At 70.5% G+C, this 24,579-nt stretch carries 19 protein-coding genes and 1 tRNA gene; 7 read left to right on the top strand and 13 right to left on the bottom strand.

From position 1 onward, the window contains the following. Window positions 1-151: 151 nt before the first annotated feature. The 11 genes from purH to ACR3IO_RS04865 all read right to left on the bottom strand — a co-directional run bounded on the left by purH (window position 152) and on the right by ACR3IO_RS04865 (window position 12,931). Window positions 152-1,762, bottom strand: coding sequence for a bifunctional phosphoribosylaminoimidazolecarboxamide formyltransferase/IMP cyclohydrolase (purH, locus tag ACR3IO_RS04815; protein WP_434070038.1), 1,611 nt, complete (start codon window positions 1,760-1,762; stop codon window positions 152-154). Beyond that, window positions 1,759-2,349 (bottom strand): phosphoribosylglycinamide formyltransferase, encoded by a 591-nt coding sequence (gene purN / locus ACR3IO_RS04820; RefSeq protein WP_434070039.1) that lies wholly within the window; start codon window positions 2,347-2,349, stop codon window positions 1,759-1,761. Before purN ends, purH begins: the two co-directional genes overlap by 4 nt. Window positions 2,350-2,441: 92 nt before the next feature. Continuing rightward, window positions 2,442-3,962: a cell division protein PerM gene (locus tag ACR3IO_RS04825; protein ID WP_434070040.1), complete on the bottom strand. Its 1,521-nt coding sequence runs from the start codon at window positions 3,960-3,962 to the stop codon at window positions 2,442-2,444. 31 nt (window positions 3,963-3,993) lie between these two features. Then, complete coding sequence (locus ACR3IO_RS04830; RefSeq protein WP_434070041.1) at window positions 3,994-5,592, bottom strand: hypothetical protein; 1,599 nt, start codon at window positions 5,590-5,592, stop codon at window positions 3,994-3,996. A 182-nt stretch (window positions 5,593-5,774) separates the two neighbouring features. Beyond that, entirely contained in the window at window positions 5,775-6,677 is a 903-nt protein-coding gene (gene sucD, locus ACR3IO_RS04835; protein WP_434070042.1) for a succinate--CoA ligase subunit alpha, read from the bottom strand. 21 nt (window positions 6,678-6,698) lie between these two features. Beyond that, window positions 6,699-7,865: an ADP-forming succinate--CoA ligase subunit beta gene (gene sucC, locus ACR3IO_RS04840; protein WP_434070043.1), complete on the bottom strand. Its 1,167-nt coding sequence runs from the start codon at window positions 7,863-7,865 to the stop codon at window positions 6,699-6,701. A 171-nt stretch (window positions 7,866-8,036) separates the two neighbouring features. After that, complete coding sequence (locus ACR3IO_RS04845; protein ID WP_434070044.1) at window positions 8,037-9,140, bottom strand: FUSC family protein; 1,104 nt, start codon at window positions 9,138-9,140, stop codon at window positions 8,037-8,039. After that, window positions 9,137-9,679 carry an NUDIX domain-containing protein gene (locus ACR3IO_RS04850; protein ID WP_434070045.1) on the bottom strand — a complete coding sequence of 181 codons (543 nt, stop codon included), beginning with the start codon at window positions 9,677-9,679 and terminating at the stop codon, window positions 9,137-9,139. Before ACR3IO_RS04850 ends, ACR3IO_RS04845 begins: the two co-directional genes overlap by 4 nt. Then, window positions 9,676-12,153: an ATP-dependent helicase gene (locus tag ACR3IO_RS04855; protein WP_434070046.1), complete on the bottom strand. Its 2,478-nt coding sequence runs from the start codon at window positions 12,151-12,153 to the stop codon at window positions 9,676-9,678. The genes ACR3IO_RS04850 and ACR3IO_RS04855 overlap by 4 nt, the downstream gene beginning before the upstream one ends. A 74-nt stretch (window positions 12,154-12,227) precedes the next feature. Next, entirely contained in the window at window positions 12,228-12,698 is a 471-nt protein-coding gene (locus ACR3IO_RS04860; protein ID WP_434070047.1) for a RidA family protein, read from the bottom strand. Continuing rightward, on the bottom strand, window positions 12,698-12,931 hold the full coding sequence (locus tag ACR3IO_RS04865; RefSeq protein WP_434070048.1) for a hypothetical protein: 234 nt from the start codon (window positions 12,929-12,931) through the stop codon (window positions 12,698-12,700). Before ACR3IO_RS04865 ends, ACR3IO_RS04860 begins: the two co-directional genes overlap by 1 nt. Window positions 12,932-13,130: 199 nt before the next feature. On the opposite strand from ACR3IO_RS04865, the gene ACR3IO_RS04870 reads away from it, so the two are divergent. The 3 genes from ACR3IO_RS04870 (at window position 13,131) to ACR3IO_RS04880 (ending at window position 16,883) form a co-directional block, all read left to right on the top strand. Next, window positions 13,131-15,722, top strand: coding sequence for a transglycosylase domain-containing protein (locus ACR3IO_RS04870; protein WP_434070049.1), 2,592 nt, complete (start codon window positions 13,131-13,133; stop codon window positions 15,720-15,722). Continuing rightward, the gene (locus ACR3IO_RS04875) at window positions 15,719-16,696 is read left to right on the top strand and encodes a metallophosphoesterase (RefSeq protein ID WP_434070050.1); all 978 of its coding nucleotides are present in this window, start codon (window positions 15,719-15,721) and stop codon (window positions 16,694-16,696) included. The genes ACR3IO_RS04870 and ACR3IO_RS04875 overlap by 4 nt, the downstream gene beginning before the upstream one ends. Window positions 16,697-16,809: 113 nt before the next feature. Further along, window positions 16,810-16,883, top strand: a tRNA-Pro gene (locus ACR3IO_RS04880). Window positions 16,884-17,042: 159 nt separating this feature from the next. Here ACR3IO_RS04880 and ACR3IO_RS04885 read toward each other — a convergent pair. Both ACR3IO_RS04885 and ACR3IO_RS04890 read right to left on the bottom strand, forming a co-directional pair. Further along, window positions 17,043-17,216, bottom strand: coding sequence for a hypothetical protein (locus ACR3IO_RS04885; RefSeq protein WP_434070051.1), 174 nt, complete (start codon window positions 17,214-17,216; stop codon window positions 17,043-17,045). A gap of 109 nt (window positions 17,217-17,325) precedes the next feature. Continuing rightward, window positions 17,326-18,738: a sugar transferase gene (locus ACR3IO_RS04890; protein ID WP_434070052.1), complete on the bottom strand. Its 1,413-nt coding sequence runs from the start codon at window positions 18,736-18,738 to the stop codon at window positions 17,326-17,328. A gap of 364 nt (window positions 18,739-19,102) precedes the next feature. Here ACR3IO_RS04890 and ACR3IO_RS04895 point away from each other — a divergent pair, with 364 nt between their 5' ends. From ACR3IO_RS04895 to ACR3IO_RS04910, 4 genes are all read left to right on the top strand, one after another. After that, on the top strand, window positions 19,103-19,999 hold the full coding sequence (locus ACR3IO_RS04895; protein ID WP_434070053.1) for an alpha/beta hydrolase fold domain-containing protein: 897 nt from the start codon (window positions 19,103-19,105) through the stop codon (window positions 19,997-19,999). Between the two features lie 119 nt (window positions 20,000-20,118). Continuing rightward, on the top strand, window positions 20,119-21,438 hold the full coding sequence (locus tag ACR3IO_RS04900) for an AAA family ATPase (protein WP_434070054.1): 1,320 nt from the start codon (window positions 20,119-20,121) through the stop codon (window positions 21,436-21,438). 13 nt (window positions 21,439-21,451) lie between these two features. After that, a complete protein-coding gene (locus tag ACR3IO_RS04905) occupies window positions 21,452-22,936 on the top strand; it encodes a hypothetical protein (protein WP_434070055.1) in 1,485 nt (494 codons plus the stop codon). Next, on the top strand, window positions 22,933-24,579 hold the full coding sequence (locus ACR3IO_RS04910; protein WP_434070056.1) for a hypothetical protein: 1,647 nt from the start codon (window positions 22,933-22,935) through the stop codon (window positions 24,577-24,579). Before ACR3IO_RS04905 ends, ACR3IO_RS04910 begins: the two co-directional genes overlap by 4 nt.

Below are 24,579 nucleotides of genomic sequence, written 5' to 3' on the forward strand. Positions count from 1 at the left end.
ATCGGTCTCCTTCATCATCCGCCTTGTGGGCGGAACGGTGGCCGGCGCCTCATGAGCGCCGCTCCCCCAAGGATACCGCCCGTCGGATGCCCGCCGAAGGATCAGCGGATGCCGCAGGGACGACCCCGCGGCATCCGCTCACCACCGGCGATCAGTGGAAGAAGTGGCGCTCGCCCGTGAAGTACATCGTGACGCCCGCGACGCGCGCGGCCTCGACGACCTCGTCGTCGCGCACCGAGCCGCCGGGCTGCACGACCGCGCGCACGCCGCCGTCGAGCAGGATCTGCAGGCCGTCGGCGAAGGGGAAGAAGGCGTCGGATGCCGCGACCGAGCCCGCGGCCCGTTCGCCGGCGCGCTCCACCGCGAGCTTGCACGAGTCGACCCGGTTGACCTGGCCCATGCCGACGCCGACGGAGGCGCCGCCGGACGCGAGCAGGATCGCGTTGGACTTGACCGCGCGGCAGGCGCGCCACGCGAACTCGAGGTCGGCGAGCGTGGCCTCGTCGGCGGGCTCGCCGGCAGCGAGGGTCCACTGCGACGCGGGAGCGAAGTGGCGGTCGGCCTGCTGCAGCAGCATGCCGCCCGAGACCTGGCGGAGCTCGACGGCCGTCGGCTCGAACCCCTCGGGCAGGGTGAGCAGCCGGATGTTCTTCTTCTTCGTGAGCAGCTCGAGCGCCTCGGCCTCGAAGGCGGGCGCGATGAGCACCTCGGTGAAGATGCCCGAGACGGTCTCGGCCATCTCGAGGGTGACGGTGCGGTTCGCGGCGATCACGCCGCCGTAGGCCGACACCGGGTCGCACTCGTGCGCGCGCCGGTGGGCGTCGGCGATGGGGTCGGATGCCCCGGCCGAGGCGACCGCGATGCCGCAGGGGTTCGCGTGCTTGATGATCGCGACCGCGGGCTCGGCGAAGTCGAACGCGGCGCGCACCGCGGAGTCGGCGTCGACGTAGTTGTTGTACGACATCTCTTTTCCGTGCAGCTGCACGGCCTGCGCGATGCCGGGGCGGCCGCCGTTCGAGGCGTAGAGCGCGCCCTTCTGGTGCGAGTTCTCGCCGTAGCGGAGGTCGGCGTCCTTCGACCACGTGCCGCCGACCCACGCGGGGAACGGCGACTCCTCGGCAGGCTGGTCGGGTGCGACGACGCTGCCGATCCACGAGGCGACGGCCACGTCGTACGACGCCGTGTGGCGGAACGCCTCGCGCGCGAGCACCTGGCGCTGCGCGAGCGTGGTGCCGCCGCCGACGACGGCCGCGGCGATCTCGTCGTAGCGGTCGGGCGAGACCACGACCGCGACGTTCGCGTGGTTCTTGGCCGAGGCGCGCACCATGGCGGGTCCGCCGATGTCGATCTGCTCGATCGCCTCGTCGGGCGCGGCGCCGGCGGCGACCGTCTCGGAGAACGGGTAGAGGTTCACGACGACGAGCTCGTAGGGCTTGATGTCGAGTTCGGCCAACTGGGTCTCGTGGTGCTGGAGCCGCAGGTCGGCGAGCAGGCCCGAGTGCACGGCGGGGTGCAGCGTGCGCACGCGTCCGTCGAGGTGCTCGGGATAGCCGGTGACCTCGGCCACCTGGGTGACGGGGAGGCCGGCGTCGGCGATCGCCTTGCCGGTGCCGCCCGTGGAGACGAGCTCGACGCCCGCCTCGGTGAGCTTGGTCGCGAGTTCGACGAGCCCGCGCTTGTCGCTCACGGCGATGAGGGCGCGCCGCACGGGCACGACGTCGCGGGGTCGGTAGAGGCTCGGGTCGATCGTGGCACCGCTCATCGGGCGAGCTCCTTCAGGTCGAGGTGGGCGTTGGCGATGTCGAGCACGGCCTGGATGAGCAGGCGCCGTTCGACGGGCTTGATGCGGTCGTGCAACGACGACTCGGTGTCGTCCGGCAGCACGGGCACGCGCTCCTGGGCGATGATGGGGCCGCCGTCGACGGAGTTGTCGACCACGATGAGGCTCGCACCGGTCTGGTCGACCCCGGCGGCGAGGGCGTCGCGCACGCCGTGCGCGCCCGGGAACTCGGGCAGGTACGCGGGGTGGGTGTTGATCAGCTGCGGCGAGAAGGCGTCGACCACGGCCGGCGGCACGAGCCGCATGAGCCCCGAGAGGATCACGAGGTCGGGTTGCCAGAGCCGCACCTGCTCGATGAGCTCGGCGCCCCACGCATCGCGATCGGGGAAGGCGGTGAACGGCACCGTGAACGTCGGGATGCCGAACTCCTCGCCGAGTGCGAGGCCGTCGGCATCGCGGTCGGCGCCGATGGCGACGACACGGGCGGGGAACTGGGCGTCTTCCGAGGCCTCGAGGAGGGACCGCAGGTTCGATCCGGTGCCAGAGATGAGCACGACGAGCTTCAGCACCATCCGAGCCTACCCGGTGGGCGGCGTCGCGCCGTTCCGAGCGGATGCCGCGGCCTCCACCGGATGCCCCGAGCGGATGCCGCCGGTCCGCGTCAGCGGTCGATCGGCCCCGTGCGCTCGAAGGATTCGGTGGCGTTGCGATCCTCGTCGCGCGCGCCGCCGGACGTGCCGTCGGTGCGGCCCCGGCGCCACCACGGCGCGTCCTCGTCGTCGCGTCGGGGTTCGGCCGGCGGCGTCGGCGCGACGGGCTCGGCCGGCTCGGCCGGCTCGGCCGGTGGCGACGGCACGACGGGCTCGGCACGGGGCGGCGGCACCGGCTCGTACCGGTCCGTCGACGCGGCATCCGCCCGCCAAGCCCCGTCGTCGTGGCGGGCGACGGTCGTGCCGGGCTCGGTCGCATCGGCTCGGCCGAGGAAGGCCGCGTAGCCGCCTGCGAGGGCGCCCAGCCCGATCGTGATCGCCGCGACGAGGGCGACGTCCAGCCCGTCGGGCCCGACGACCGCGAGGCGGCCCGGCCCGATCGCCCCGCCGGACCAGCGCGCGAGCAGGCCGAGCGCGACTCCCCCGACGAGCGCTGCCGCGACCGCGACGGCGAGCGGCCGCCACCATTCGGTCGGCGCTCCGGCCCGGCGCCGCGCGCTGCCCACGATCCAGGCTCCGGCGAAGCCGAGCAGCACGGGCACGACGAGGAGCACCGCGCCCAGCAGCGGGGCCTCGCCCGGCAGCGCTCCCAGCAGCGGGATCCCCGGGACCGGGCCGAGCAGGATGCCGCCGGGCGCGATGGACGTGCCCGCACCGATCGCGAACCCCGGCCCGAGCATCCACGCCGCCGCCCAGATCACGAGGTTCGGCAGCACCGCGAGTTCGGCCATCGTGAGGGCGATGCCGCCGACGACGCCCGCATCCAGCGCCTGGTAGAGACTCGCGATCGTCGCGTAGTCGAGGACGATCACAACGGCGACGAGCGTCGCGGCGACCGCCAGCACGCCGAACACCGCGGCCCCGCCGATCCGGATCGCGGCGGCCGTGATCTCGCCGACGAGCGGGGGGATCTCCTGCACGGCGCGACGCACGAAGCCCGCGCGCGCGACGTCGGGAGACGGATTGCGCACCGACTCCTCGACGGCGCCGATGAGCGCGCCGAGTCCCACGACGAAGGCCGGCAGCCCGATCGCCCACCAGGGGTTCGTGTGGAGGGCAGGCGTATCGACGAGCAGCCCGGCGCCCAGACCGGCCGCGGCGAAGACGGCCATCGCGGCCAGCGCGCCCGTGAGCGCGTGCCCGCCGGCGGCGGAGCGGCGGCCGATGCGCACGCCGGCGGCCAGCGTGAGCAGGGCGATGCCGAGCAGGGCGATGCTGATGGGGAACGGGTCGCCCGCACCCGCGAGGCCCGACTGCGCCGCGGTGACCGCGTCGACCTGCACCGTCACGTTCACGCCGTGGCCGAGCAGCCAGACGGCGCCGGCCGCGTTCATGAACGCCATGACGTCCACCGCCATGCCGAAGTGCACGGCCCAGAGCAGCATCAGCGGCACGACGGCCAGGCCGAAGCCGATGAGCGCTGCGACGAACGCCTCCAGCGAGGCGAGCAGGGCGATGGTGGTCCGTCTCATTCCTCCGGGAGCCTAGCCCGGAGGGCGCCGGTCACCCGGCAGGACGCCCGCGCTTCTTCGGACTGGTCGGCTTCGCCGCCGGGCCCCCGTCGACGTCGATGACGTCCGTCGCCTTCGCGTCGGCATCGGTCGGCGACGGAGCCTCGGCCCCGGAGGCCTCGACGAGCACGGCGGTGTCGCCGTCGCCGTCGCCGTCGGCTGCGGCATCCGTCGACACCTCGTCCTCGTCCGGAGCGGATGCCGCGGCGGCGGCGGCGATCTCGGCCTCGAGTGCGGCGGCCTCCGCCTCGGCCTCGGCCTCGGCGACCTCGAGCGGCGGGCGCTGCAACAGTTCGACGATCGCCACGAGCACGAGCGCGATGACGATCGTCCAGACGACGAGTCCGGTGGAGACGGGTCGCACGAAGAGGATCACGGCGACCGCGCCGAGCATGATGATGCTGAACACGACCGCCCGCTGCCGACCCAGCCACGCGCCGAACGAGCCCGTGGTCAGCCCGCGCCTCGCCGCCGAATGGCGCACCGACCCGAACCCGGCATCGGCGAACCCGCGCAGCCTCGTCGGGAGCGCACCAGGACCGCTGAGCCAGGCGATCAGCGCGACCGAGACCGCGAAGACCACCAGGGCGATGGTCGTGGCGAACATGCGATCGACGATCTGGTCGTAGATCACCTCGGCCGCCGCGGTCGGGACGATGCTCGGCGAGACCGTGCTGATGAAGTAGAGCCGCCCGATGCCGAATCCGCTCGCGAGGATCGCGAGCATCACGGCCAGCGTGGATGCCGTCCAGATGATGGCCGTGCGTCGGCGCGGGGCGACCAGGATCCCGCCGATGAGGAAGGCCAGAGCGACCCACGGCAACCACGTGCCGGCGGAGACGGCGAGGGTGTACGCGAGCTGGACGGTCGTGAGCGAGTCGGACTTGGCCACGACGATCGTCTTGTCGACCGCGGGAATGGCCGATGCGAAGCCGACGCCCGCATCGACCAGGCGCTCCTTCACCGCCTCGACGATCGGGCCCAGCTGGATGCCGATCTCGCCCGAATCGGTGATCTGCAGGGCCGCGTCGGGATCGCCCTGCAGCGCCTTGATCGTGGCGGTGTGCGTCGTGCGCAAGGCCTGCTCGAAGATGTCGCCGAACGCCTCGGACGTGACGAACCGGTTCACGATCTGCCCGATCAGGGTCTCGATGCCCTGCGTCGCGGGGCCCTCGAGGAGCTTCAGCGCCTGCTCGGCGCGGTCGGGCAGGCCGAGCTGGCTGATGCCGTCGAAGACCGTCGAGGTCAGGTTCTCGATGTCGGCTGCCGCGATGATGGCCTCCGTCGCCTCATCGGCGACGTACGCCTGCACGGCGGGGTCGTCGGCGAGGGGCGCGAACGTGGCGACGAACGTGTCGGTGTCGACGAGCTGGTTCTTCGCCCATCCGCCGAGCACGGCCACCGGGGTGAGGATCGCGCCGATGAGCACGAGGATCGTGGCCACGGCGACACGGGCACGACCCGAGGAGCGCGTGCGCGGAGCCGGGGCGGATGCCGCGAGCGGCGCCTCCGCCTCGACGCGCAGCCGCGCGTTCTCGGCCTCGAGCGCCGCGATCCTGGCCAGAAGTTCGTCGTCCTGCACCTGTGCCATGCCGTCCCCCTCGGACTCGCCTTCCCACACCATATCGGCGGGCGCGGTCGCACCGCAGCAAGTTGTTCGACGGGGACGACGAACGCCCGCCTCGCCCCGTCGTGCTGGGCACGGACGGGCGGGACGGGCGTACGGGCGGCCCGGCGCCGCGGCGACGCTCACGCGCCGTCGCGGCCTCCGGATCAGAGGGCCGCGTAGACCTCGCGGAGCAGCGCTGCGGTCTCGGACGGCGTCTTGCCGACCTTGACGCCGGCGGCCTCGAGGGCCTCCTTCTTCGCCTGCGCGGTGCCGGCCGAGCCGGACACGATCGCACCGGCGTGGCCCATGGTCTTGCCCTCGGGGGCGGTGAAGCCCGCGACGTAGCCCACGACCGGCTTGGTGACGTTGGCCTTGATGAAGTCGGCCGCACGCTCCTCGGCGTCGCCGCCGATCTCGCCGATCATCACGATCGCCTTGGTCTCGGGGTCGGCCTCGAACGCCGCGAGGGCGTCGATGTGCGTCGTGCCGATGATCGGGTCGCCGCCGATGCCGATGGCGGTCGAGAAGCCCAGGTCGCGCAGCTCGTACATCATCTGGTACGTCAGCGTGCCCGACTTGGAGACGAGGCCGATCGGGCCCTTGCCCGTGATGTTCGCCGGGGTGATGCCGACGAGCGACTCACCGGGGCTGATGATGCCGGGGCAGTTCGGGCCGATGATGCGCGTCGTGTCGCCCTTCTCCTTGGCGTACGCCCAGAACTCCGCGGAGTCCTGCACGGGCACGCCCTCGGTGATGATCACGAGGAGCGGGATCTCGGCGTCGATGGCCTCGACCACGGCGTCCTTCGTGAACGCCGGCGGCACGAACGCGATCGACACGTCGGCACCGGTCGCGGCGATGGCCTCCGCCACCGATGCGAACACGGGGAGCTCGACCGAGGTGCCCGCGGCATCCTTGTGCAGCACCGTGGTGCCGGCCTTGCGCGCGTTCACGCCACCGACCACCTGGGTGCCCGCCGCGAGCATGCGCGCGGTGTGCTTGGAGCCCTCGCCGCCGGTGATGCCCTGGACGATGACCTTGGAATCCTTGTTGAGGAAGATCGTCATTGCTCTGCAGTCCTTCTTCTACTACGCGGCGTTCGCCAGCTCGGCGGCCTTGTCGGCGCCCTGGTCCATGTTCTCGGCGAGGGTGACGAGCGGGTGCGCGGCCTCCTCGAGGATGCGGCGGCCTTCGACGACGTTGTTGCCGTCGAGGCGCACGACGAGCGGCTTGTTCGCGGTCGAGCCGAGCTCGGCGAGCGCGCCGACGATGCCCTTGGCGACCTGGTCGCACGCCGTGATGCCGCCGAAGACGTTCACGAACACGCTCTTGACCTGCGGGTCGCCGAGGATGATGCCGAGGCCGTTGGCCATGACCTCGGCGGAGGCTCCGCCGCCGATGTCGAGGAAGTTGGCCGGCTTCACGCCGCCGTGGTTCTCGCCCGCGTAGGCGACCACGTCGAGCGTGGACATGACCAGGCCCGCGCCGTTGCCGATGATGCCGACCTCGCCATCGAGCTTGACGTAGTTGAGCTCGAGCTCCTTGGCCTTCGCCTCGAGGGGGTCGGCGGCGTCCTTGTCTTCGAGCAGCGCGTGGCCCGCGTGACGGAACTCGGCGTTCTCGTCGAGCGTGACCTTGCCGTCGAGGGCGATGACGTTGCCGTCCTCGTCGAGGATGAGCGGGTTGACCTCGACGAGCGTCGCGTCCTCGCCCTTGTAGACCTCGTAGAGCTTCACGAAGACGTCGGCGACCTTGTCGACCAGCTCGGCCGGGAAGTTCGCGGCGACCGCGATCTCGCGGGCCTTCGCGGCGTCGATGCCGGTGCCGGGGTCGACCTCGATGCGGGCGAGGGCCTCGGGCTTCTCGACGGCGAGCTGCTCGATCTCCATGCCGCCCTCGACGCTCGTGAGCGAGAGGTAGGAGCGGTTGGCACGGTCGAGGAGCACCGAGAAGTAGAACTCCTGGGCGATCCGGGCGCCGCCCGCGACCATGACGCGCTTGACGACGTGGCCCTTGATGTCGAGGCCGAGGATGGCCTGGGCCGCCTCGAACGCCTCGTCGGGGTTCTTCGCGACCTTGACGCCGCCCGCCTTGCCGCGACCGCCGGTCTTCACCTGGGCCTTGACGACGACCACGCCGCCGAGCTTCTCAGCCGCTGCGCGCACCTCCTCGGCCGTGTCGGCGACGATGCCGGGGAGCACCGGCACCCCGTACTGTTCGAACAGGTCTCTGGCCTGGTACTCGTAAAGATCCACGCTCTACTTCCAATCGGTCCGCACGCGCGACCGCGCACAGTGGCTGGTGGGTGTCGTCCCGCGAAAGTCTCTCGAAGTCGAGAGATACGGGACCGTCGTCCATGCTACTCCGCTTGTCGGACGCCTCAGAATCGTGCGGTCGTACGGATGGTGAACGCTCCGTCGAGCCGTTCAGCGACGTGTCGGGCCGGGCGGCTCGACGCTCGGCATCGTGCCCGTGGGCGGTGGCATCGGCCGCACCTCGACGAAGCGCCGGGCCGCGAGCACCGCGAGCAGGCCGACGGCGGCCCCGAGCACCGTCTCGAGCACCCGGTCGGCGAGCAGCCCGATGACCGGCGCCGGGGATGCGAGGTGCACGACCGTGAGCGCGAGGGTCGTGATGAAGACGAGGGCCGCGCCGTAGTGCCGGCCGACCAGGATCTCAGCGCCGAACTGGCACACGGCGATCACGACGATCAGCGCCCACGGCGGCGGATCGGGCCAGAGCACCAGGCCCGTGACGACGACGCCGACCAGGGTGCCGACCACGCGATGCACGGCGCGCTGGGCCGTGTGCGCGGCTCTCGCGGGCGGGATCACGGCGATGGCGCTCACCACGGCCCAGTACGGATGCCCCGCGCCGAGCGCCGTGGCCACCGCTCCGGCGACGAGTGCGGCCGCGACGTTCTGCACGACGTTGAGCCAGAGCCGCGGGTCGGACCAGACCCTCGACCGCATCGGGGTGCGCCTCGGCAGGTCGCGGAACACGGCCCCCGAGCGCCCGGGCGCGACCCGTCGCAGCATCCAGCCCGACATGGCGAGCAGCCAGGCGAAGGCGGCGGCCGCCCACGCGACACCCCACCGCTGCCAGCCCGTGCCGTCGTCGATGGGCTGCGCGGCGCACACGAGCAGGCCGAAGACCGCGAACAGCGGCCCGGACGGCGTGACGCCGAGCAGGTTGAAGGCGACGATCACGGCCGTGATCAGGCCCGCGAGCACGACCGCCTCGACGCCGATGGGGGCGGCGGTCGCGGCCAGGAGGATGCCGAGGCCGGTGGCAGTGAGCTGCACACCGGCGGCCGTCGTGACGGTGCGGACCCGGGTGGCGTACGGCTCGCTGCGCCCGAAGATCGCGGTCATCGCACCGAAGGCGGCGTACGCGGCCCACTCGGTACGGTCGACCGCGACGAGGATGGCGAGCGGGACGACCGCCGCCACGGCGGCTCGGAACGCGACCTCGACATCGAGCGTGCGGAACTCCCGCCACCAGTGCTCGACCCCGCGCACCGGGCTCACGACACCCGGCCCAGATGCACCGCCGCGAACCCGAGCGCGGCGATGGTCTCGCCGTCGGTGATCTCGCCCGAACGCACGGCCTGCCAGACCTCTCGCCAGGGCACGGCCCGCGTATCGCTGATGCCCTCCTCGTGCTGCGAGTGCGCAGCGGATGCCGCGGGGCGGAGCCCGGTGGCGAGGAACACGTGCTCGGGCGCCCTGGCGATGCCGTTGAGCGCGGTCATGACTCCGATGGGGGCCCAGTGCAGAGCCTCGTACCCGGTCTCCTCGAGGAGCTCGCGCTTCGCGGCGATCAGGGGGTCCTCGCCGTCGGACCCGCCCGCGGGCACCTCGACGGAGGCGCCGACCGTGTGCCGGTCGACCGTGACGAGCAGCACCTCGTCGTCATCGGTCATCGCCACGACGAACACCGCATCGTGGCGCATCTCGACGACCCCGTAGATGCCGGTCTCGCCGTCGGGTCGCTCGACCTCGTCTTCGACCACGCGGATCCACGGATTCTCGTAGACCGTGCGCGTGGCGCGGATCGGCCAGGTCACAGCTTCTCGATCGGCGCGATCTTGATGAGCAGCTTCTTCTGGCCGGCGGTGTCGAAGCTGACGTGCGCGATGCGCTTGGTGCCCTCGCCGGTGACCTGGTTGACGCGGCCCTCGCCGAAGTCGACGTGACGGATGCGGTCACCCGCCTCGAGGGTCAGGTCGCCGTTGTCGCGAACCGTGCCCGTGACGCGGTTGGCCCATTCGGCCTTGGGCTTCGCGGAGGCGGTGACGCTGAAGCGCTCGAGGTCTCGATCGCGCGTGCCCCACGCACCGCCCTGGCCGGGCCTGGCGTTCAGCGCGCGGGGCCGCGTGCCGCCGCGGGAGGTGGCCATGCCGGGCGACTGCTTCCAGTCGACGAGTCCTTCGGGGATCTCCTGCAGGTAGCGGGACGGCATCGCGACCGCCACCTCGCCGAACTGGGCGCGGCTCATCGCGAGCGAGATGAAGAGGCGCTGCCTCGCCCGGGTGATGCCGACGTAGAAGAGGCGGCGTTCCTCGGCGGGGCCGCCGGGCTCGGAGGCCGACATCTGGTGCGGGAGGAGCCCTTCCTCGAGACCCGTGAGGAACACGGCGTGGTACTCGAGTCCCTTGGCCGTGTGCAGGGTCATCAGCGACACGGTTCCGGATGCGTCGTCGAGCTCGTCGGCCGCGGCCACGAGCGAGACCTGGGTCAGGAAGTCGACGAGGGTGGCCAGCGGGTTGTCGCGGTCGAAGTCGCGCGTCTGGGCGACGAGCTCGTCGACGTTCTCGGCGCGCGTCTCGTCTTGCGGGTCGCGGCTGTTGCGCAGCGCGTCGATGAGGCCCGAGCGCTCGAGCAGGAACACGAGCACGTCGGAGACCTTCGAGGCGCCCTCGTTGGTGCCCGCCGCGACGCCGGCCGAAGACGGCACGAGCATGGCCGCGGCCTCGTCGAGCACGGTGGCGAGGGTCATGATCGCCCCGGTGACCTTGGGCCCGAGCCCGAGCGCGTCGGCCGAGCGCATGGCCTCGCGGAACGTGAGCCCGTTGGCCTCGGCGAAGCCCGAGAGCGCCGTCTCGGTGGCCGGGCCGATGCCGCGCTTGGGCGTGTTCAGGATGCGGCGCAGCGCGAGCTCGTCGAGGGGGTTCGCCACCGAGATGAGGTACGCCATGGCGTCCTTGATCTCGGCGCGCTCGTAGAACTTCGTGCCGCCGACCACCCGGTACGGCAGCGCCGAGCGCACGAAGATCTCTTCGAGCGCACGCGTCTGCGCGTTGGTGCGGTAGAACACGGCCATGTCGCGATAGGCCACGCCCGCGCGGTGCAGCGCCTCGATCTCGTCGGCGACGAACTGCGCCTCGTCGTGCGCGGTGTATCCGGTGTAGCCCGTGATCTTCTCGCCGTCGCCGACCGCGGTCCAGAGCTTCTTGTCTTTTCGGTCGAAGTTGTTGGAGATGACGGCGTTCGCCGCGGAGAGGATGTTCTGCGTCGACCGGTAGTTCTGCTCGAGCAGCACCACCTTCGCACCGGGGAAGTCGCGTTCGAACTCCGAGATGTTGCGGATGTCGGCCCCGCGGAACGCGTAGATCGACTGGTCGGAGTCGCCGACGACGGTCAGGCTCGCACCGGGGATGCCGCCGGTGGAGTCGACCACGCCCCTGATGTTGAAGCCGTGCTCGCCCATCTCGGCGACGCGCTCGGGCGACACCGGCTGCGTGAACTCGCGGATGAGCGAGTACTGCGCGTGGTTCGTGTCCTGGTACTCGTCGACCAGGATGTGGCGGAACCGTCGCTGGTAGAGGGATGCGACGTTCGGGAACGCCCGGAAGAGGTAGACGGTCTCGGCGATGAGGTCGTCGAAGTCGAGCGCGCTCGCGGCGCGCAGTCGCCGCGTGTACTGCCGGAAGATCTCGAGGAACATGACCTCTTGGGGGTCGTTCATGTTCGCGTTGCGCGCGTAGGACTCGACGTCGGAGAGCTCGTTCTTCAGCTTCGAGATCTTCGACTGCGCGCTCGCGGGCGTGAAGCCCATGGTGTCGGCGTCGAGTTCCTTGATGATGCGCTTCAGGACCGTGCGGGTGTCGGCGGAGTCGTAGATGGTGAACGTCGACGACAGCCCGATGGCCTCGGCCTCGCGACGCAGGATGCGCACGCAGGCGGAGTGGAACGTCGAGATCCACATGCCGGACGCGCCCTCGCCGAGCAGGCTCTCGACACGCTCGCGCATCTCGGCGGCGGCCTTGTTCGTGAACGTGATCGCGAGGATCTGGCTCGGCCACGCCTCGCGGCTGTCGATGAGCCCCGCGATGCGGTGCGTGAGCACGCGCGTCTTGCCGGAGCCCGCGCCCGCGACGATCAGGAGCGCCTGGCCGCGGTACTCGACCGCCTCGCGCTGCTCGGGATTGAGGCCTTCGGTGAAGCGATTGCCGGATGCAGCGGGCGCGCCGGATGCCACGGATGCAGCGGGCGCCTCGCGCCAGCCGGCCGGGTCGTCGGGGTCGAGGATCAGCGTCATGTCACGACAAGTCTAGGCGCGGCATCCGACACCGCGACCTCGCGCCCGAGCGGCGCGAGGTCGCGGTCGCGCGCTCAGGCGAACTCGACGACGAGCTCCACCTCGACGGGCGAGTCGAGCGGGAGCACGGCGACGCCGACGGCCGAGCGGGCGTGGCGGCCGGTCTCGCCGAAGACCTCGCCGAGGAGCTCGGAGGCACCGTTGATCACGCCGGGCTGGCCGGTGAACGACGGGTCGGATGCGACGAACCCGACGACCTTGACGATGCGCGTGATGCGGTCGAGCGACCCGATCTCGGCGCGCACGGCGGCGAGGGCGTTCAGGATGCTCGTGCGGGCGTACGCCTTGGCGTCGTCGGCGGGCACGAGGCCGTGCCCGTCGCCGACCTTGCCGGTCGCGGGCAGTGCGCCCGCCGTGAACGGCAGCTGGCCGGAGGTGTAGACGTAAGAGCCGGTGGCCACGGCGGGGATGTACGCGGCGACGGGCGGCGCGACATCCGGCAGCTCGATGCCGAGCTCGGCCAGTCGGGCCTCGAAGCCGGCCATCAGGCGCGACCCTCGCCCTCGAAGGCCTTCGCGGCCTGGGCTGCGGCGGCGGCGCCGGCGGATGCCGCGGCCGACGCCTGGTCGCCCGACGGACGCTTCAGGTAGGCGACGAGCCCGCCCTCGGGACCCTGGACGATCTGGACGAGTTCCCAGCCCTCGGAGCCCCAGTTGTTCAGGATGGCCGCCGTGTTGTGGATGAGCAGCGGGGTGGTGATGTACTCCCAGGTGACCATGGGATCCTCGTCTCTGACGTCGGCAGGGGTGCGGAATTTCCGGGGATGCTGGTGCCATGGCGCGCTCGTCCGCGGACACTTCGGGTACACCCAGCGTCCGTGCCGAGGTTTGTCAGCCTTCTCCGTTACGCTCCACTATATGTCTGCCCAAAAACGTTCGATGAGCGACCTCGGCTCCGGAATCCTCGGATTCGTCGGGATGAGCGCTCTCGCCGGCGTGCTCGTGACCGCCGCGGTGACCCCCGCGCTCGCCGTCACCGGACTGGCCGCCAACAACAGCATCACGATGTTCGAGAACCTGCCCGGCTTCCTCGAGATCGACGACCTCGCGCAGAAGTCGACCATCTACGCCATCCAGCCCGACGGCAGCCCTGCCGCCGTCACGTCCTTCTACGACGACAACCGCGAAGAGGTCGAGTTCGACTACATCTCGCAGTACCTGAAGGACGCCGCGGTCGCCGGTGAGGACCCCCGGTACTACGAGCACGGCGGCATCGACATCAAGGGCACGCTGAGCGCCGTCGCGAACGAGTTCATCCCGGGTGGCTCGACGCGAGGCGGGTCCTCGATCACGCAGCAGTACGTCAAGAACGTGCTCATCAACAACGGCATGAACGAGGCGACCACCGAAGAGGAGAAGGAGGCCGCCTACGAAGAGGCGACCGCGACGACTCCCGAGCGCAAGCTCAAGGAGATGCGCTACGCGATCTCCATCGACAAGAAGTACTCGAAGGACGACATCCTCAAGGGCTACCTGAACATCGCCGCGTTCGGCGGGCAGGTGTACGGCGTGCAGTCGGCCGCGGAGTACTACTTCGGCACCAATGCGAAGGACCTCACGCTGCCGCAGGCGGCGAGCCTCATCGCCATCGTCAACTGGCCCGAGAAGTTCCGCCTCGACTACCCCGACAGCGAGACGAACGGCGCGAACACGGTCGTCGACGGCGAGAACGTGCCGTACGCCGACAACAAGTCCCGACGCGACTACATCCTCAAGGAGATGCTCTCCGAGAAGAAGATCACGCAGGAGGACTACGACGCCGCCGTCGCGACTCCCGTGCAGCCCGACATCCACGAGCCGACCAGCGGATGCCAGGCCTCGCCCTACTACGCCTACTTCTGCGACTACGTCACGTGGGAGATCAAGGACAAGCTCGACAAGGCCGACACTCCCGACGTCAACGAGGGCGCCGAGATGCTCTCGCGCGGTGGCCTGAACATCTACACCACCATCGACATGCAGATGCAGGATGTCGCGACCCAGGCGCTGAGGGACAACGTCCCCTCGTCGATCCCCGAGATGGATCTCGGCGGCTCGGTCGTCTCGGTCGAGGTGGGCACCGGGCGAATCCTCGCGATGGTGCAGAACACCGACTACAACGTCGACCCCGAGGTGACGGGCGACAATTACTCCGCCGTCAACTACAACTCGGGCATCGACTACGGCGGATCGAGCGGCTTCCAGCCCGGCTCGACGTTCAAGACGTTCACGCTGGCCGAGTGGCTCATCGAGGGACACTCGCTCAACGAGAGCATGAACGCGACGAAGCGCAACAACTGGGGCACGTTCAACGACAGCTGCAACGGACCCGTGAACGTCGACGGCTGGGATCCCGGCAACGACGAGGGCGGCAACGGCGGCTACTGGACCGCGCTGTTCAACACCATCAACTCCGAGAACACGGGCTTCATCGCGATGGCGAAGCAGCTCGACCTCTGCGGCATCAAGAACACCGCGACCGCACTCATGAGCGCCGGCCGCGCCGACGGCGGCGAACTCGGAACGCCCGCGGGCACCGACTGGACGTTCCAGCCCTCCGCCGTGCTCGGCACCGAAGAGGTCGCCCCGCTCTCGATGGCGACCGCGTTCGCCGCGTACGCCGGTGGCGGCGTCTCCTGCACGCCGATCGCGATCGACAAGATCGAGGACGCCGAAGGCAACCCGATCGAGGCGCCCAAGTCGACCTGCACCCAGGCGATCACGCCCGAGGTCGCGGCCGGCATGGACTACGCCCTCAACAAGGTCATGACCCAGGGAACCGGTACGTCCTCGCTGTACAAGATGGACACCTCCGGCACCCCGATGATCGGCAAGACCGGCACGACCGACAACAACGAGGCCACGTGGATGAGCGGCGCCTCGTCGAAGGTCGCGACGGTGGTCGGCGTCTACAACGCCACGGGCCATGTGAACCTCCGCAACACGTACATCAACGGCGAGCAGGCGGCCGTGCTCCGCCACAACGTCTGGCCGCGGGTCATGGACTTCGCGAACATGAAGTACGGCGGCGACGCGTTCCCCGAGCCGAACAGCGAGTACCTCACCGCACCGCAGGCCAACGTGCCGAGCGTGATCGGGCTCGCGCCCGACGCCGCGCAGAAGGCCATCACCGACGCCGGCTTCGGCGTCGCCCTCGACGGCGAGGTCGACTCGGCCCAGCCGAAGGGCACCATCGGCGAGCAGAGTGCATCGGGCACGGCGCCTCGCGGCTCGCAGATCATGCTGAAGGTCAGCCGCGGAAACCTGACCGCGGTGCCGAACGTCGTCGGCCAGCAGGCCGACCAAGCCGAGGCCGCGCTGAAGCAGGCCGGCTACCGGGTGAAGCGCGCGAGCGAGGACACGACCGACGACAGCAAGGTCGGCATCGTGATCTCGCAGAACCCGGGCGCCGACGGAACGGCGAAGCCCGGTGACACCATCACCATCAGCGTCGGCAAGAAGTCCGGCGGTGGCGGTAATGACGACAGCGGCACCGACACCGACGCCGAGCTTCCCGGCGGCGGCGGTTGACCCGCGCACGTCTGGCGCCGGCCGCGCAGATCGCACTCGCGATCGGCGCGGCCGGCGCTGCCGCGTTCGCCTGGGGTTCGCTCGTCGAACGCAAGCGCTGGACCCTCCGCCGCGTCGAGGTCCCGGTGCTGCCGAGCGGCTCGCAGCCCATCAAGGTGCTGCACCTGTCCGACCTCCACATGGCGCCCTGGCAGCGTGAGAAGCAGGCCTGGGTCCGCAGCCTCGCCGAGCTCGAGCCCGACCTCGTCGTCGACACCGGCGACAACCTCGGCCACGAGCGCGGCCTCGAGGGAATCCGGGCGGCATTCGAGCCGTTCCGCGGCATCCCGGGCGTCTTCGTCAACGGCTCGAACGACTACTTCGGACCGGTGCTGAAGAATCCGTTCCTCTACTTCTCGGGCCCCTCGGGGCACGTGCCCCGCAGCTCGCGACTCGACATCGCCGCGCTGCACGCGTACTTCGCCGAGCTCGGGTGGACCGATCTCGACAACACGGCCACGAGCCTCGACCTCCGCGGCACGCACTTCGAGTTCTTCGGCGTCGACGACCCGCACAAGGGCTTCGACCGGCTCGACCTCATCGCGAGCGCCATCGACGACCTGCGCGCCGACGACCCGCTCGGCGACGAGTCGTGGCCCGACGCGGCATCCGCTTCGCAGCCGCGCCCCACGGTCACGGTCGGGGTGGCGCACGCGCCGTACCAGCGCGTGCTGAACTCGTTCGTGAACCACGGCGCGCAGCTGATGCTCGCCGGGCACACGCACGGCGGCCAGGTCTGCGTGCCCGGCTTCGGGGCGCTCGTCACGAACTGCGACATCCCGCGCGAGAAGGTCAAGGGCCTGAGCGTCTGGCGTCACGGCCTCCGCTCGGCGTACCTCAACGTGTCGGCCGGGCTCGGCACCTCGATCTACGCGCCCGTGCGGTTCGCGTGCCCGCCCGAGGCCACGCTGATCACCCTGGTCGCCGCGAGCTGACCTGCTCCGGGTCCACCCAAACGACGGCGGATGGCCTCACTCGAGGCCGTGATCGACGCGTGGTCAGCGCCGTCCGGATTATCGGCTATTCTTGTTGAGGCCCGTGAGGGCACCGGGGTGTGGCGCAGCTTGGTAGCGCGCGTCGTTCGGGACGACGAGGTCGCAGGTTCAAATCCTGTCACCCCGACACACAGATGAAACCCCCTCCTTCGGGAGGGGGTTTCGTCGTCTCCGGGGCCAGTCGCCCGAGTCCGCGGCACCCGGTCCTCCGCCCGCAGCCGGCGCCCCGGCGCCACGAACCACGGCGGCTCCGCGCAGCAGAGCCCCCGTCGACGCCGTAGGCGGTTCAGCGGTCGGTTCGGTGGTCCTCGCCGACACGGGCGTTCATGAGCGGTTCGACGAACGGGCGCTCGTCTCGCCGCGAACGACGGATGACGCGACCGATGAGCACCGCGACGACGCAGGCGCCGGCGATCCACGCGGCTGCCACGAGCACGAAGGGCAGCAGGCCTTCCATCATCGACTCCTCCTCGAGTCCGGTGCCGTCACCCGAAGGGGGGCCACGGTGAGGAGAGTCTACGCCCGCATGCGGGCTCGGCGGTGGTTCCTGCGCGGTGGATTCCGCCGGTTCAGTACGCGCCGTCGCTGCCGACCACGGCCCGGAAGGTCTTCCAGAGGATCAGGAGGTCGCCCGTCATGGTCCAGTTCTCGACGTAGAAGAGATCCAGCCGTACGGTCTCGTCCCAGTCGAGGTTGGATCGCCCGCTCACCTGCCACAGGCCGGTGATGCCCGGCTTGACGAGGAACCTGCGGTGCACGTGACGCGCGTACTGCTCCACCTCGCGCTCGAGGGGCGGCCGCGGTCCCACGATCGACATGGACCCGAGGAAGACGTTGAACAGCTGCGGGAGCTCATCGAGGCTGTACCGGCGCAGGATCCTGCCGATCGGCGTGACCCGCGGGTCGTCCTTCATCTTGAACATGATCGAGTTGCCCTCGTCCCGGTCGAGCGCGGCGAGGTCCGCCAGGCGGTCCTCGGCGTCCTCGTACATGCTCCGGAACTTCAGCATCTGGAAGTGCTCGCCGCGGCGACCGATGCGGTCCTGCCGGAAGATCACCGAGCCCGGCGTGCTCAGCCTGACGAACAGCGCGATGCCGAGGAGCACCGGCGAGAGGAACAGGATCAGCGCACCCGAGACGACGATGTCGAACAGCCGCTTCGCGTAGAGCTTGCCGCCGTCGTAGCGGGGGGTCTCCACGTGGATCAGCGGGAGTCCGGCCACGGGTCGGGTGTGCAGGCGCGGTCCGCCGATGTCGGTCAGGCTCGGTGCCACGACCAGGTGGTGGCGTCCGGGCTCTAGCTTCCAGCTGAGCTCGCGCACCTTGTCGGCCGCGAGTTCGTTCGAGCTCGTGATCACGACGGTGTCGGCCTCTACGGCATCGAGCGCCTCGATGAGGTTGTTCATGGAGCCGGACATCGGGATGTCGGTGCCCGGGATCGTTCCGCTGACGATGCCGCTCGGCGTGCACGCGCCCACGACCTTGAAGCCGGCCTCGGGGTTCTTGCCGAGGTCGCGAGCGATCGTGGCGATCGACGCCTCGGATCCGACGAGCAGCACACGGCTCGAGAGCTGACCATCGCGTCGGCGACGTGCGAGCCAGGTGCGCCAGATCCAGCGGTTGGCCACGAGCGCGGCGACGCCGACGACGAGCGCGATCGCGAAGAACCACTCGAGGCCGGGGATCGACAGCAGGTACGAGAGGAGCCCGGCGGTGCCGAACACCACGAAGGTCACGTGGAGCACACGCCGGTACTCGGCGGCGCCCGTTCCCACCACGCGCGGAGAACGGCTCCCCGAGACGCTGAGCGCCAGCATCCACACGGCGATCGTGCCGAAGGTGAGCACGCCGGCGAACGATGGAGGGATGTAGGCGGCGAGCTCGAACGGGGATGCATCCCGCTCCGGCGCTCGCACTCCCCCGAAGTACTGCGCTGCGAACACGGTCACGGTCACGACGAGCAGATCGGTGGAGACCAGCATGCGACCGTAGCGTTGCGCCCAAGTCAGATGCCGCGTCCCCCTCGAACTCCTCGCCATCTGCGTTGAAATGGCTTGGGTCAAGAGCGTCTCCCTCGATTGGGCCTCAATCTATGAGGAAGTCCCGCCGCGGGTCACGCATCTCACGCAGAGTTAACACACCCGTCACGTTCGGCTCGGAATGGGCCTCCGACCGGCGCCGGCGGGATGAGTTCCAGAGTTAACACGTTCGACACGGGCCCGTCACCGACCGGCACGATCACGACGATGGAATGGGTTGCGACGGACGCGATGCCGCGGAGCAGGAACTGCTCGCGAGCGATCCTCGGCGAGCGAGACGACCGAGGGGGCGACGCCGATGGGACACATGCGATCAGCCAGTGGCATCGGTGCTCGTCATGCCGCGGCTCCGATGCTCGCGCTCCTGCTGCTCACCGGATGCGCGGCCGGCACGGCCGGCGCCGACGCGGGCTCGGACTCCTCGGTGATCGAGAAGGTCCCGTTCGCCACCGTCGGCGATGAGCAACTCCTGCTGGACGCCTGCCTTCCCGACTCCGAAGTGGCGGTCCCCGCGGTGGTGCTGCTGCACGGCGGCGGCTTCACCGAGGGCAACCGGGTCGGCGGCGGCATGCGCGAGCTCTGCGTCCGCTTCGCCTCCGCGGGGTTCGCCGCCTTCTCCATCGACTACCGGCTCGTGCCCGAGACCGTGTTCCCGGGTCAGGTCGACGACGTCCGATCCGCGATCACGTGGCTCAGACAACCCGAGCAGGTCGAGCGCTTCAGCATCGATGCCGACCGCATCGGCGTGCTCGGCAGTTCGGCCGGCGCGATCCTGGCGCAGGAGGTCGGCACGTCCGGCGACGGACCGCTCGACGACGGCACCCGGGTCGCCGCGGTGGCGTCGCTCTCGGGAGTCTCGCTCATGACCGAGGAGGCGCTCACCCTCGGCACCCCGTCCGAGGACGCGATCGACATGATCCTCGCCTACCTCGACTGCGAGAGCCCCGCGGTCGACGTGTGCCCGCAGTCGGCGGAGGCGTCGGCCGCACTGCACGTCGACCCGACCGACCCGCCAATGCTCCTCGTGAACGGCCGCGACGAGCTCGTGCCGGCCGAACAGGCGCAGGCCATGCAGGCGGCGCTCGAGTCCGCGGGGGTGGAGTCCGACGTGATCATCGGTCGCACGGGCGCCCACGGCGTCGCCCTGCTCTCACCTGACGTCAGCGACGAGGTCCTCGCGTTCTTCGACGAGGCCCTCCGATGACCGCGCTCGATCGAGGCGGCCCCCGACGCTGCCGGCATCCGCCATCGAACCGTGGAACCGCGTGACCGAACCATCCCGATCGACGACACCTTGCCGACCGACAACACAAAGGGGACCGAGTGGAACTCCATGACAGCATGCGGACGATCAGACGGAACTGGATCGTCATCGTCGCCATCCTGCTCGCCGCGATCGCTGCGGGAGTCGTGTATTCGGCGTCGGTGAAGCCGCAGTACCAGACCGCCGGTCAGCTCCTCTTCACGCCGACGGCCGAGGCGACGAGCACGCAGGAGGTGGTGCAGGCGAACGCGGTGGCCATCCAGATGACCGCGCTGTACTCGCAGGTCGCGGTCACGCCGCTGGTGCTCCAGCCGGCGATCGACGACCTCGCGCTCGACGAGACGCCGTCCGACCTCGCCGAGCGTGTCGCGGCCGGCATCACGGAGGAGTCCCCGGTGATGTTCGTCTCCGGAACCGCCGATTCGGCGCAGGAGGCGGTCGAACTCGTCAACGCCGTGATGGACAGCCTGCTCGCGACCATCGACGACCCGGAGAACGGCCTGCAGAGCGCCGTCCCCCTGAAGCCCACCGTGCTGCAGGAGCCGCCCCTCGTCGACCTCCCGGTCACCGGCGCTCCGATCGTGAACATCCTGATCGCGTTCGCCGCGGGCCTCGCGATCGCGTTCATCGTCGTCGTGCTCCGCGAGAGCCTGAACAACCGGATCCGGGGCGCCCGCGACCTGCACAAGGCGACGGATGTCGCGCTCCTCGCCGCCGTTCCGCGCGACCGGGCCGTGCGCACGCGGCCGCTGCTGTTCACGGCGAAGCCGCTCACGGCCTTCTCCGAATCGTTCCGCCTGCTCCGGCAGCGCATCCCCGCGGCATCCGCCGGGCTCGCCCCGGTCATCGTGGTCTCCTCGCCCGAGTACGGCGACGGCAAGTCGACGGTCGCGGCGAACCTCGCGCTCTCGCTGGCGGAGGCCGGCCGCAGGGTCACCCTCATCGACGCCAACCTGAGGACGCCCGCACTGGCCCGCGTCTTCGGCGTCGACGCCGCGGGAGGTCTCTCCGATCGACTCAGCGGCGACGTCGGTGCCGCAGTGGGCACCACGGTCTCGGCGAACCTGACGCTGATCCCGACCGCGCAGCTCGAAGGCGACTTCAGCGAGCACCTGGAGTCCACGGAACTCGCCGAGGTGCTCGACCGGGTCCGGCGCACGTCGGACGCGGTCGTCGTGGATGCCGGGCCGCTGCTGCCCGTCGCCGACGGTGCGGCCCTCGCCGCGCACGCGGACGCCTACCTCGTCGTGGTCCGCGCCGGGCACTCGAAGATCGCCGACCTGCGGCAGTCGCTCGAGGCGCTGAAGAGCCTCGGGGCGCCCATCGCCGGCATCGTGCTGGATGCCGCGCCGAGTCGCGGTGCGGATGCGATCGAGTGATCGGCACGGGGGCATGGCGATGACGTACCTGCGCCGACGCACGCTCGGCCCCGGCGCCACGACCGCGATCTGGGCCGGCGTCGGGGTGCTGGTGGCGTTGGCCGCGACCCCGCTCATGCTCGTCGCACCGCCGCTGATCGCGGTCGTCGCGGGCGGCTTCGTGCTCGTCGTGCTCGCGGCGTTCCTGCCGAAGGCGTTCGCGTTCGCGGCGCTGTGCACGATCATCCTCTCGACGCTGGCGCAGACCTTCCTCGGGAGCGCCGGGAGCATCGCCGACGAGGCGGTCATCGTGCTCGCCCTCGTCGCGTTCAGCACGCGCCGGCTGGTCACGGAGCGCCGGCTGATCGCGCTCCCCGGCATGTGGTGGTTCCTCGCGTTCGTCGCGGTGGGCCTGTTGAGCTCGCTCGTGGGCGCCGTCTCGCTCTCGATCAGCGTGCAGGCGATGTTCCTCGCGGTGAAGGGCCTCGTGTTCGCCTTCGCACTCGCGCAGCTGCGATGGAACGTCGAGGACCTGAAGGTGCTCGTGCGCCTCGGGGCCATCGCCGGCGGCGTGCTCGTGCTCACCGCCGTCGCCAACCTCATCGCGCCCGGCCCGTGGAGCCAGCTCGTGGCGAACCGCCCGCCGTTCGCCATCGTGAACGGCATCCCGGCCCTGCAGGGCCCGTTCCAGCATCCGGCGGCGTTCGGCCGGCTGAGCTCGATCCTCGCAGTCGGGGTGCTGAGCTACCGCCTGCTGGTACGCCGATCGTGGCCGAGCGCCGTGCTGCTCGTGTTCTCCAGCGCGATGGCGCTGCTGACCTTCCAGGTGAAGTCGATCGTGAGCCTGCTGAGCACCATGGGCCTGCTCCTGCTCCGATACGGCGGACCGATCCGCTACATCGCGATCCTCGCGTTCGGACCGCTGCTCGCCATGCTCGTCCTGCCGCCGCTGATCGAACTCGTGGGCGGCGACGTCGAGATCTACATCGTGCAGGAGTCCGCGCGTTCGCTCCTGACCACCGGCTCGCTGCAGGTCGCCGCCGACCACTTCCCGTGGGGAGCCGGGTTCGGACGATACGCGAGCTTCTACGCCTCGCTGTACTACAGTCCCGAGTACGTGAACCTCGGATTCGAGGACGTGTACGGACTCGGACGGGGCGAGGACGGGATGTTCCTGAACGACACGCAATGGCCGGCGATCCTCGGTGAGACCGGATGGTTCGGCGCGGCGTGCTTCGCGGCCGGCATCGTGACCGTCTTCGTCTCGCTCGCACGGCGCACGTCCGCCGACGAGCACGTCCTGGTGCGCTGGCTCCGGGTCGCCGGAATCGCGTGGCTCATCCTGATCATCATCGAGTCGGTCGGCGCGCCGGTCTTCGTCTCGGCGCCGGCGTTCCCGTTCGCCTTCGCGGCGGCCGGGGTGATCGCGTCGTTCCGCGATCGCGCGAGGAACATCGACCAGACGGAGGAGGTACCGCAGCAGCCGGTCGGGCTGCGCGAGGAGGTCGCCGCATCATGAGCTCCACGCGCCGCGCCTTCCTGACCGCCACGGCGCTGGGCGCCTCGGCCTTCGCGTCGGGCGCCGGCACCGCCGGGATCGTGCCGCTGGTGTCCGCCGCCGAGGCGGGCCTGGTCGGCAACGGCACGACCGACGACGCGCCCGCCATCCAGGCCGCGTACGACGCCGGCGGCACCGGCCTCGCCCTCGAGGCGGGGCGCACCTACCTGCTCAACACGCCGATCTTCCTCGACCGCACGGACCCGTACGCCCTCTTCACGATCCAGATGAACGGCGCGTCGTTCGCCCTCGGGCCCGCCCTTCCCCGAACCGACGCGTTCTGGCGCGACAAGGCCACGAAGTGGGCGTTCTTCGCGAACACGAAGCGCGTCGGTTGGAACCGCACGGCGGGCACGGTCGACGCCACACAGGCGAACCGGGCCACCGGGACATCCGTGGGTGCGATCGTGAGCCTCGTGCTGCGCGACGGCGCCATCTCGGGAGCGGGTGCGAACGTCGGCGTGATCTTCTCCAACCGCACCGCGGTGCGGCTCGAGAACCTCGTGCAGTACGGCGTTCGAGCCATGCTGTCATGGACCGACTACTGCGACGGGAACATCCTCATCGGGTGCTACAACCGGTCGGGCGGCCCCGAAGGCTCGGTGCTCGTCGAGCAGATCTCGAACGGCGACGGGCTGCTCATGCTCGGCTGCAAGGCGGATTCCCCGGTGGGGCTCGCGCGGCTGAAGTTCTGCAGGGGCGCGGAGTTCACGGCGATCGTCTCCGGGCGCATCGAGCTCGACAACTGCTCCGGCATCCACCTCAGGGCCGTGCACGAGGAGGGCCAGAACGCCAAGGGCCCGATGCTCGTGATCCGCAACTCGCACGTGCACATCGACACGTCCGTGTTCTACACCCCGCGAACGACGGATGCCGCGATCCATCCGTCGATCTCGATCGACGACACCGCGGGCGGCTCGCACTCGGAGTTGACGCTCGAGCACTGCATGGAGATGCGCTACCCGAACTCGGGCGACCAGACCTTCGGGTCGTTCATCGGCATCACGGGCGCCATGCCGAACACGCGGGTGACCGCCCACGACCTCTCGACCCAGCACGTGACCGCCGGCACCGCCGGCGTCTGGACCGCGACCGCCGGCCCGCGCATCACCGCCGACGGCGACCTGGGCACCGCACTCGCGGCTTCGAACGCGTCGCTCGCGAGCGGATCGTTCTCGATCGAACGTCGTGGGGGCGCGTGGCGGGTCATCGGCCTCGACGGCGACGCTGGACACGCCGACGCCTCGGCCCCCGTGCCGACGATCAGTGCGGTCAGCGGCAGCACGGAGGTCACCGGCGCCGCGCTCGGCTACGGTACGCGGCCGTCGTACCGCGTCGCCGCGCGCAACGCCGCCGGCGACCGCGGCACGGCGTCGGCCCGCGCCAGCGCCACGGTGTCGTCCAGGGGCTCGGTGCGGTTGAGCGTCTCGGCCGACGCGGCGCCGTGCGAGCTGCTCGTCTGGCGGTTCGCGACGACGACCGCGACGACGCCGCAGGCCTTCGTGAGCGTGCCGTGCGGGCGACCCGAGATCGCCCTGCTCGACACCGGATCCCGGATCAGCGGCTACGCATGGCAGACGTCGGGGATCCCGTCGATCTCGTGA

This window comes from Agromyces sp. Marseille-Q5079, assembly GCF_051016555.1.
Lineage (GTDB): Bacteria > Actinomycetota > Actinomycetes > Actinomycetales > Microbacteriaceae > Agromyces.